Source organism: Chitinophaga sp., assembly GCF_036566945.1.
In the GTDB taxonomy this organism is placed as follows: domain Bacteria; phylum Bacteroidota; class Bacteroidia; order Chitinophagales; family Chitinophagaceae; genus Chitinophaga.
In genome coordinates, this window is the sequence record NZ_DATCVJ010000244.1 from 1 (window position 1) to 9,296 (window position 9,296).

Sequence of the window (9,296 nt, forward strand, 5' to 3'; positions counted from 1 at the left end):
GCCCCAGGATATGCGCAGGACGTGGATTTTCCAGCACTCCTGCTTTAATCAGCAAACTGGCCCCACCGGGGATCACTTCTTCCGCCGGCTGAAAAATAAATTTTACGGTACCGGTAAATTCCGTTTTCATACGGCTGAGAATACCCGCTACGCCCAACAATGAAGCCGTATGCACATCATGGCCGCAGGCATGCATCACCCCTTCGTTCTGCGAGCGGTAAGGCACCTTGTTCAATTCCACAATAGGCAAAGCATCTATATCGGCGCGCAGGGCCACCACCTTATCGGATGGCGCTGCGCTGCCCTGCAGTAAAGCAACAATGCCGGTATCGGCCATTCTTTCAAAAGGAATATCCAGGGCCCGCAACTTATCTTCTATGAAAACGGCCGTCTGGTATTCCCGGTAGGAAAGTTCTGGATGGGTGTGCAGGTGGCGACGATTCGCGGTAGCCTCCTCCAGCAGTCCGCTGGCCAATTGCCGGATTCTTTCTTTAAGCATGTAGCAACAATTTTTTTATACTGTCCTGTGATAAAAATTCTTTTACAAAAATATCATCTGTCAGGTGCGGATAAGCAGCAGTCACCCGGTCTATTTCCGCTGTCTGCCCCGGAGAAAGCACTTCATGATCCTCTAAGCACCAGGTGCCTTCCAGCAATCCCTGTCTCCTTAACACCTCATGTATTCCGGCAATAGAACCCCGGAAAGCATGGGAAGGATCAAAAATAGCGGCATTCATATCTGTAACGGCAATCCCCTCCTGCAACAATGCACCCGCACCTTTATAATCCTCAAGTATACAATTTTTTATCCGGCCAAACAGGCCTGTCACTTTTTCGGTCCATACCGACCAATGTCCCAGCAGGCCGCCGGCAAAACCTTTTTCTACTATTTCCCCATTTACATGAAAGCGATAAGTGGTGAGCAGGTCCGCCACAATATTGTCGTCGTTGCCGGTGTATAAAGCTATGTTATTTCGCCTGGAAGACGAAGCAACTGCCCTAACTACATCCAGGGTCTGATAACGGTTAAAAGGAGCCGTTTTAATCGCTTTTACACCAGGGATTTCTACAAACTGCTCCCAGAACTCATAACTCAATATTCTGCCACCCACAGAAGGCTGCAGGTAAAACCCGAATACAGGGATCACGTCTGCCACCGCCCGCACATGCGCCAGCAGCTCTGCTTCGGTGTGAGCCGTCAATCCACCCAGACTCAGTAACCCGATATGATAACCGTATTTGAGTGCCAGCCGGGCTTCGGCCAGCGCCTGTTCCGTAGGCCCGCAAATACCGGCCACCTTGATAAAAGGGCGCTCCAGTCCGGCCGCAGCAATTTCTTCTGCCGCTATACGCAATACCGGCTCCAGCAAATTGATATCCGGACGACGGATCGCAAACTGGGTAGTATGCACGCCTACTGCTACACCACCTACACCACTGGCGATATAATAACGGGTCAGCAGGCGTTGCCTGTTTTCGTTTAACCGCCGGTATTGGTCCAGTGCCAGCGGGTGTGCGGGTATAATAGTACCGCTATGTAGTAATTGTTCAACTGCAGATTCCATCATAATACTTTTTGTGAGATGTACTTAAAACTGTCCTTCCCTTTCCTGGAAATGTGTGGCCTTCTGAATGGTACGCCCACCCTCCTGCAGCCATGCGGCAGTGAGGCCGATCATTTGCAGCGTGGATACTTTCGGATAACCGAACAACCGGAAACTCTCTGCTGCATTGCTCAACAAAGCAGTTGGTTGTTCTTCCCCGCTGAACTGCGGTACTTTTCCAAACAGTTTTCCAAACTCTCCGGCGATCCATTTCACAGAGGCGGTTTCTGGTCCGGTGATGTTCAGCAACTTCGCCGGTACGTTACAATGCAATAGTGCACGCAGCGCCATTTCATTGGCATCGCCCTGCCAGATGACGTTCACGTGTCCCATGCGGATATCAATAGGTCTTTCTTCCCGCACCGCTTTGGCTATTTCCAGCAACACGCCGTAATGCAGGTCATTGGCGTAATTGAGACGATATACGAGTACTGGTGTGTTATATTTTCCGGAGAAATGCTGGAAGATGCGCTCCCTGCCAAGACAGGATTGCCCGTACTCTCCAATGGGCGCCGGCGCCACACTTTCATCTGCTCCGCCTGAAAATACCGGCGTAAACGGATATACGTTACCGGTAGAATACACCACAATGCGGGAGTTTTTAAACTTCTCCGCTACCCTGCCTGGCAGGTAAGTGTTCATGGCCCAGGTAAACGCTTCTTTGCCGGTAGTGCCAAACTTGGTGCCCGCCAGGTACAATACATTTTTTACGTCCGGCAATGCCTGCAGATCCGCATCATTCAACAGGTCGGCGGCAATGGCTTCCACACCATATCCCTCCAGTTGCTCTTTTAATCCGGGTTCCGTTAAACGGGATACACCAATCACGCGCCGCTTCACGCCGGAGCGGTCTACCGCCTGTTTAGCCAGTTTAGCGAGACTGGGACCAATTTTCCCGCCTACGCCCAGGATAAGAATATCTCCTTCGAGACTGGCTATATCAGCCACCAATGCGTCAGTAGGTTGCAGCAGGCTGTCAACCAAAGTTTCCAATTGTTTCATATGTATTATTTTTTTTTCGGGAGATGAAGACCGACACGTCCATGCAGTTAACCTGCACTATTTACATCGGCGAATAAAATAGCATGTGGATGCGTACGCAAAATAGTAGATGGATATTGTTCACTGATAGCGGCATGCAGCGTATGATTCACCGCCGCTGCTTTGTTGGCACCGGGCACCATGCAGTAAATATATTTCGCCCGCATGAGAGATGGCACTGTTAATGTAATGGCATGTGTAGGCACTTCCTCGAGTGCTGTAAAACAGCCATCATTCACCTGTTGCTGCCGGCAGGCCAGATCCAGGTCTACCACCTTTACGGCCAGTGGATCATTAAAGTCCGCTACATGCGGATCATTAAAAGCAATATGTGTATTTTCTCCAATGCCCATGTTCACAATGTCTACCGGATATTTTTTCAGCAAGGCGGCATAACGAAAACAAGCCGCTTCTGCATCCGGCGCATTGCCGTTGATATAATGGACTTCGCGGAAAGGCAGTCGATCAAATAATCTTTCTTTCAGAAAATTACCAAAGCCTTGCGGGGCAGTCGCCGGCAGTCCTACATATTCATCCATATGAAAAGCGTTTACCCGCTGCCAGTCGATATCTTTTTCTGCTGCCAGCGCCAACAGAAATTCATTTTGTGAAGGAGCTGCTGCAAAAATAATATTTACATACAGCTGCTCTTCCAGCAAATGGCTGATCCGCTCCGCACACTGCATGGCAGCAGCTATTCCCAGCTGTTGCCGGTTGGGATACACCATCACGCTCAGGCGACCCGCCTGTGTTACCACTGGTATCATGCACATTCATTTTTACGGTTAAATAAAATCTTTCCTCCTACGATCACCCTACTCACGGAGATGTTGGCGTCGAAAATAACAATGTCTGCATCCCTTCCCACTGTCAATGATCCCTTACGATCTGCAATGCCCATGATCGTCGCCGGTGTGCTGGTCATCATCCGCACCGCATCTGCCAGCGGCACTTCCGCCAGCGTCACCATATTGCGTACCAGTTGATCCGTGGTGGCTACACTCCCTGCAAATGCGCTACGGTCAGGCAATTTAGCCACCCCATCTTCCACAATTACTTTCAAACCGTTCTGCAAATTCCCCAACACACTTTCTCCCGGCGGCATCCCAGCCGCCCGCATCGCATCTGTAATCAATGCGGTTTTATCAGCGCCCTTAATTTTATACACCAGCTTCAATAAGGCTGGGGGCAAATGAATACCATCTGCAATAATTTCTACGGTTAACGCATCCATCAGGAAAGCACTTTCTATCACGCCGGCATAGCGAAAGGCGTTCCGGCGCGTAACGCCAGACATCGCACTGTATAAATGCGTTACATGCGTATAGCCACTCTCCACCGCTTCCAGCATATCTTCATACAATGCATCCGTATGTGCCACCGCCGCCATAATACCTTTTGATTGCAGGTACCTGCCAAAGTCCAATGCGCCCGGCAGCTCCGGTGCGGCACTCCATCTCACCATATCCTTACCCGCCGCCGCTACTACCGCTTCATATTCCAGGGGATCGGGATGCCTCACATAACGCGGGTCCTGTGCGCCCCGCTGATTCATCGCAAAATAAGGCCCTTCCAGGTGTAACCCTAAAAACTGCGCCCCTGCTGTATTCTGCGCGTTAGCTGTTTTGTATAACCGTACCGCATCCAACAAACTATCAGTATCGCTGCTTAACGTAGTAGGCACCATCGCAGTGGTACCATATTCCACGTGTTTCGCCGCCACATTCAGAAAAGCCGTCGCGGTTCCATCCATGAAATCATGCCCACCCCCTCCGTGAATATGCAGATCAATAAATCCGGGCGCCACATAATCACCACCGGCATCTATGGTTGGTACGTCGTTGGTAGCGATGTCTCTTTCCCCGATGGCGGCAATGCGGCCATCTATTACCAACAGGCTGCCTCCGCGGATAATGCGGTAGGGCGTAATAATGTTGGCATTACATATTTTCAACGCTTCCGGCATGTTCATTTTTTTGTGGTTGTAAAGACGGTATCGCTGCACGACGCCAGCTCCTCAGTTTATATCCGTAAAACGCATAGAAGATCAGGTATCCGTAACAGGGAAATAATACCCAATACGCCAGGCGTACGTTATATGCATCCGCCATCAATCCATACACTACCGGTAGCATCGCATTGCCACATAATCCCATGATCATAATAGACGCGCCCAATTTGGTAAAGCGTCCCAGTCCATCCAGCGCCAGCGGCCAGATGCCCGCCCATACCAGGGAATTGGCAAAGCCCAGCAATACCACAAACCAGATAGACACATCGGTCACATGCCCCAGTATTTTCACTTCTCCATGCGTGTAAATAATGCCCAGTGTAAACAGGGCTCCCAGTACCGTACACACGCGCAAAGCGTTGGCCTGACTGATCACCCGCGGGATCAGTGATATGCCCAGCAGGTATCCGCAAATAGTGACGAATAAAGTATAGGAAGGAAATGTTTTGGCTTCGAGTAAGGGAATATGCATAGCGCCTGCATAGCCAATAATAGTGTCAATCGCCACTACCTGTGTACCTACATGTAAAAAGATTGCCAGCGCACCCAGCACCAGGTGCGGGAACTGGAAGATGCTCGTTTTCCCGGCGTTGGCGACTGCTACTTCCGCATTCTCCTGATCCGTATCAATTTCCGGCAAAGGCGAAAAACGTACGAGACAACCCAACACAAACAACACACCCGACACCACTGCATAAGGCAGGATCACACGGCGGATCAAAGCGTCCAGCACGGCAGTACGTGCCTCTCCTTTCATATAGGCCAGCTCTTTGAACAAGTCGCCATCCGTTGCTTTTAAAATAACCGCTGCAAAAATCAGTGGCGCCACTATGCCAGCGCCTTTATTGCAGATGCCCATGATACTGATACGTGCAGCCGCACTTTCTTTAGGCCCCAGGATAGTGATATAAGGGTTGGCAGCAGTTTGCAATACAGCCAGCCCCAATCCTATAATGAATAATCCTGCCAGGAATATTTCATAAGTACGTGTATACGCTGCCGGTATAAAAATCAGTGCCCCCAGCGACATCACCCAAAAACCTATCATCATGCCCCGTTTGAACCCCACTGCCTTTAACAGGTAAGAGGCCGGCACCGACATAAAGAAATAGGAAATATAAAAAGCAAATGCCACGAGGTACGACTGGAAATTACTCAGCTCGCAGGCGATCTTGAAATATGGTATCAGAATGGCATTGACCCAGGTAACGAAACCGAATACAAAGAACAGTAAACCCACCATAAGAATGGAAATAACTGTATCCCGTTTGCTGAGCGAACCAGCTGTAACCGCGCGTTGTTTCATGAAAATTGTTTTTATCAGAGATTCTCCCCGGTACCATTACATCGTTGGTTCCCACCCTGGCTGGTACTCCCGTTGCCAGAATTTTTGCGCCGCCTTATCATTCAGAATATGTCCGTTACTGGGATCAATATGCAACGCATTGCCGGAGCGCAACGATATATTGCCCAGCTGGCAAAGCAAGGTGCTTTGATGACCGCTGAGAATATCCGACTTCAACGCCGTTCCTTTACGGATGCCATCAAAGAAATTCTGGATATGCAATGCATCGAGCGTTTCCGCCGGGTTGGTGAGATTGCGTGGATCGATGACCACTTCGTTGTTCACCGTCTTCACCACTTTATTATCGAGGTCATAAATCGTATAGGCGTTGCCGTCAATCACCAATGAACCTTTTTCACCGTAGAAGATAACGCCTACGGAATTACCTTCCACATTACGTCCGTTGCAGCTGCGGCCTTCCCATACCATGCTGGTATTGTTGGGAAATTCCAGTGTGATCACTTGTGTATCCGGTGTTTCCCAATCATCTTTATAACGGTAACGCCCCCCCGCAGAAGTAACCCTCGTAGGATAATCCACGCCCAGGCCCCAACGCATGAGGTCTATCATATGTGTGCCGTTGTTCAGTGCTTCGCCGGTGCCCCAGTTCCAGAACCAGTGCCAGTTGTAGTGGATCAGATTATCTTTGAAGGCGCGGCGTGGAGCGGGGCCCTGCCACAAATCATAGTTCAGCCATTCGGGTACGGGCGCTTCTTTTCCGAAACCAATAGACTCGCGGTTGTTGGTATACCAGCCTTTCGCAAAGTAAGCGCGACCAATCGTTCCTTCTTTCACTTCACGGATGGCGGCGGCAACATTGGGCCAGGACCTGCGCTGGTTGCCCATTTGTATCACCGTCTTATATTTTTCAGACACCTTCACCAATAGTTCTCCTTCATGCGGATTGTGGCTGCAAGGCTTTTCGAGGTATACATGTTTACCTGCTTTAGCCGCCAGGATGGCTGCCGGCGCATGCCAGTGATCCGGCGCTGCAATCACGAGGGCATCCATGTTTTTATTCTCCAGCGCCTTCCGGAAGTCAGGTACCGCTTTGGCGCGGAGCTGCTGGATTTTATATACACTTTCAATACATTTCTCTGCGGCGCGGGTATCTACATCCGAGACAGATACAATTTCGCAATTGGCCTGTTTAGCGTAGTTGTTGGCCAGTGCCAGACCACGGGAGTTCACCCCCATCATCCCTACACGGATGCGGTCATTGGCGCCCATGATGCGGGCATAACTTTTTGCGCTGAAGCCAGGAATGAAGCTGCTCAGGGCAATAGCGGCAGTACCTTGCGCCGTTTTTTTGATGAAGTTTCTACGGGATGCTGACATAGTGCGGAATTAAGAATTACGAATTACGAATTACGAATTACGGATTTGTGGGGAGAGTGAAAATTATGGATGACGGATTGTGAATTGTGGATTATGTTTACCATCTCCACACAAATCCGTAATTCGTAATTCGTAATTCGTAATTCTCCCCTCCACTTCTTCCAGCTTTACCGGCGCGCCCTGTCTGCGTTTGCTTTCTTCGGCGGCTTCCATAAAAGCTAATATCTCCAGTGTTTCTTCCGGCTTTACCGGCGACACACCTGTTCTGAAAAAATTGGCAATTTGTTGCAGCAATAGTTCGTATCCTTTAAACGGACCGAGTACCATGCTGCCTTTTTCACCAAATACGCGGCCACCAAAATCGTCCGGACCGCTGCGTGTACCTCTGAAAGTGCCAATGCGCTCATCGCCCCACATCCCTACTACCACGTCGGTATCGGGTGTATTAAAACGGGTCACGGTGTTGCAACCGGTCCCCATCACGGTATATAACGTTTCTACCCCATGGATACCATACCAGAATAAATCCGGATGCGTTTTTTCGATCGCAGCAGGACTGTAAGTATCAGCGCCCAACACTTTACCAATAGCGCCGTCTTTCACTATTTTTTCCGCACTCTCCATGAAACGCAGGGAGGACGCGGAAAAAACAGCTGCCTGGTATTTTTTTGCTGTCTCAAAAATGGTGATCCCATCTGCCAGTGAGGCGGCCAGTGGTTTATCGATAAATATTTTCTTTCCTGCTTTCAGCACCGGCAACGCCTGCGCCAGGTGAGGTCTGCCATCATTGGATTCCAGCAGTACCACATCTACTTTCGTTAAAAGCACGTCGATAGAATCGACTATCTCCACCCCCATTTTCTTCACTTCTTCCGTAAAGCCCGGCAAACGCTTTTGGTTCATAGCAATGTCCGGACTGGTTTGCGGGAAGGCCGCCATTACTTTCATGCCTTCCAGTCCTGCTACCGGAACGGGATTATTAAATGCCTTCGTAAAAGCAATGGCGTGTGTGGTATCCAAACCAATAATGCCGATACGGATCGTATCTGCCGGACGCTGTTTACCCATACCATACAGCGGGCGCAGACTTCCCAGCAAACCAGCTCCCACACCGGTAATAGCGGCAGTGCGGATAAATTTTCGGCGATTAAAATTTGTTGTCATGATCTTGTTTTTGATACTACTATTCCATTCTTCTTGCGACAGCCAGCGCCTGCGTGGTGGTGTAATACTTAGCCAGCATGCCCGGTACTTCCCAGGCAGGCATATTCCCCGATTTTACATATTCGAGAAATCGCTGCATGACCGTTGCAAACAAGGGTTCATGTTTTTTTATCAGCGTTTCGGGAATTACTACTTCCCAATCTTTCCCGGCTGCTTTCAGTGCAATGCCCGGATATTGCTGTTGCAGTGTGTTAAATGCTGTTTGCAGTTGTGCGGTGTAAGCTGCATCCGCCAACACAGGACTGATATATAATACGGGCAGGTAATTTTGTTCTTTATCCTGTTTGATAACCAACGCTGCTTTGCTGCCTTGCATGCGGGAATAATGGGTATCTCCGGTACCGGCAGGGGCCTCATAATCCCATTGCACAGCAATGCGTGCATGTACCCCACGAATGGTATAATCAAAGGATCCGTTGGCATATATTTTCAGCGAGCTATCTGTCCCCATCATAGCTGCCAGCGCTGGTGTTAAAGCTGCGCCACCGGTAATCCCGCTGTATTGCGCTACACTCATGGTAGTAGGCCAGGTAGTAGCGGTGTCAATATGAATATCTTTTTTATAGTCGAGTATCTGTTCGGGAAAACAAGTCCATTGCACCAGGTCTACCAGGTGGGTGGTTACATCTACAATCCCTTCTCCCTGTTGCTGTACATCCATATACCAACTGGGACGCACCAACGTTTTTCCGGCGACGGTCTTTTTGAAATGGTGTACACTTTTCTTAATAAC

General features: G+C 49.7%; 9 protein-coding genes. All 9 read right to left on the minus strand.

Features of this window, described 5'->3' with window-relative positions; translation table 11 throughout:
* A partial coding sequence (locus tag VIP81_RS07120; protein WP_331957842.1) for an amidohydrolase occupies positions 1–499 on the minus strand: 499 nt, incomplete at its 3' end.
* The gene (locus VIP81_RS07125; protein WP_331957843.1) at positions 492–1,565 is read right to left on the minus strand and encodes a dihydrodipicolinate synthase family protein; all 1,074 of its coding nucleotides are present in this window, start codon (positions 1,563–1,565) and stop codon (positions 492–494) included. The genes VIP81_RS07120 and VIP81_RS07125, both read right to left, overlap by 8 nt.
* A 24-nt stretch (positions 1,566–1,589) precedes the next feature.
* On the minus strand, positions 1,590–2,606 hold the full coding sequence (locus tag VIP81_RS07130; RefSeq protein WP_331957845.1) for an NAD(P)-dependent oxidoreductase: 1,017 nt from the start codon (positions 2,604–2,606) through the stop codon (positions 1,590–1,592).
* A gap of 47 nt (positions 2,607–2,653) precedes the next feature.
* The gene (locus VIP81_RS07135; RefSeq protein WP_331957847.1) at positions 2,654–3,412 is read right to left on the minus strand and encodes a glucosamine-6-phosphate deaminase; all 759 of its coding nucleotides are present in this window, start codon (positions 3,410–3,412) and stop codon (positions 2,654–2,656) included.
* The gene (gene nagA / locus VIP81_RS07140; protein ID WP_331957849.1) at positions 3,409–4,617 is read right to left on the minus strand and encodes an N-acetylglucosamine-6-phosphate deacetylase; all 1,209 of its coding nucleotides are present in this window, start codon (positions 4,615–4,617) and stop codon (positions 3,409–3,411) included. Before nagA ends, VIP81_RS07135 begins: the two co-directional genes overlap by 4 nt.
* Positions 4,586–5,962, minus strand: a complete 1,377-nt coding sequence (locus VIP81_RS07145; protein WP_331957851.1) for a sugar MFS transporter — start codon at positions 5,960–5,962, stop codon at positions 4,586–4,588. The genes nagA and VIP81_RS07145 overlap by 32 nt, the downstream gene beginning before the upstream one ends.
* Before the next feature lie 36 nt (positions 5,963–5,998).
* Positions 5,999–7,339, minus strand: coding sequence for a Gfo/Idh/MocA family oxidoreductase (locus VIP81_RS07150; RefSeq protein WP_331957853.1), 1,341 nt, complete (start codon positions 7,337–7,339; stop codon positions 5,999–6,001).
* A 63-nt stretch (positions 7,340–7,402) separates the two neighbouring features.
* Positions 7,403–8,503: a Gfo/Idh/MocA family protein gene (locus tag VIP81_RS07155; RefSeq protein ID WP_331957855.1), complete on the minus strand. Its 1,101-nt coding sequence runs from the start codon at positions 8,501–8,503 to the stop codon at positions 7,403–7,405.
* Positions 8,504–8,522: 19 nt separating this feature from the next.
* Positions 8,523–9,296, minus strand: a 774-nt coding sequence (locus tag VIP81_RS07160; protein WP_331957856.1) for a putative oxidoreductase C-terminal domain-containing protein, incomplete at its 5' end; no start/stop codon positions are given.

Excerpts from the sequence above, each read along its gene's own strand:
- VIP81_RS07125 (WP_331957843.1), bottom strand. The coding sequence starts at position 1,565 with ATGGAATCTGCAGTTGAACAATTACTACATAGCGGTACTATTATACCC.
- VIP81_RS07130 (WP_331957845.1), bottom strand. The coding sequence starts at position 2,606 with ATGAAACAATTGGAAACTTTGGTTGACAGCCTGCTGCAACCTACTGAC.
- VIP81_RS07135 (WP_331957847.1), bottom strand. The coding sequence starts at position 3,412 with ATGATACCAGTGGTAACACAGGCGGGTCGCCTGAGCGTGATGGTGTAT.
- nagA (WP_331957849.1), bottom strand. The coding sequence starts at position 4,617 with ATGAACATGCCGGAAGCGTTGAAAATATGTAATGCCAACATTATTACG.
- VIP81_RS07145 (WP_331957851.1), bottom strand. The coding sequence starts at position 5,962 with ATGAAACAACGCGCGGTTACAGCTGGTTCGCTCAGCAAACGGGATACA.
- VIP81_RS07150 (WP_331957853.1), bottom strand. The coding sequence starts at position 7,339 with ATGTCAGCATCCCGTAGAAACTTCATCAAAAAAACGGCGCAAGGTACT.
- VIP81_RS07155 (WP_331957855.1), bottom strand. The coding sequence starts at position 8,503 with ATGACAACAAATTTTAATCGCCGAAAATTTATCCGCACTGCCGCTATT.